This is a genomic window from Pseudomonas sp. 86_A (assembly GCF_017491705.1).
GTDB lineage: Bacteria > Pseudomonadota > Gammaproteobacteria > Pseudomonadales > Pseudomonadaceae > Aquipseudomonas > Aquipseudomonas koreensis.
In genome coordinates this window covers 1-430 of the sequence record NZ_JAFGYS010000207.1, presented here as the reverse complement: position 1 = coordinate 430, position 430 = coordinate 1, and the positions used below count along the sequence as shown (strand labels likewise).

At 60.9% G+C, this 430-nt stretch carries 1 protein-coding gene; it reads right to left on the bottom strand.

The window, feature by feature from the left end; genetic code table 11:
• On the bottom strand, positions 1 to 430 hold a 430-nt coding region (locus tag J5M57_RS28700; protein WP_279381975.1), incomplete at both ends, for an FAD-linked oxidase C-terminal domain-containing protein.

Here is a 430-nt window from a genome sequence, read left to right as displayed (position 1 = left end):
GTTTCGAACACCCACTTGTTGACCGACGCGCACTTCTCGAAGAACTCTTCCTTCGACAGCGCCTCGGGCTTGAGGATGTTCAGGTGCAGGTTGCCGTCGCCAATGTGGCCGTACCAGAGCACCTCGAAATCCGGGTAGTTGCTCGTCACGATCGCATCGATATCGGCCAGGAAGGCCGGCACCTTGGAGACGGTGACCGAGATGTCGTTCTTGTAGGGCGTCCAGTGCGAGATGGTTTCGGAGATGTACTCGCGCAGCTTCCACAGATTCTGCAGTTGCTGCTCGCTCTGGCTCATCACACCGTCGATCACCCAGCCTTCGTTCACGCAGTGCTCGAAGGTCGCCAGCGCCTGCTCCGCGCGCTGCTCGGTGGTGGCCTCGAATTCCAGCAGCGCGTAGAACGGGGCGCGAGTCTCGAACGGCGCAGGGA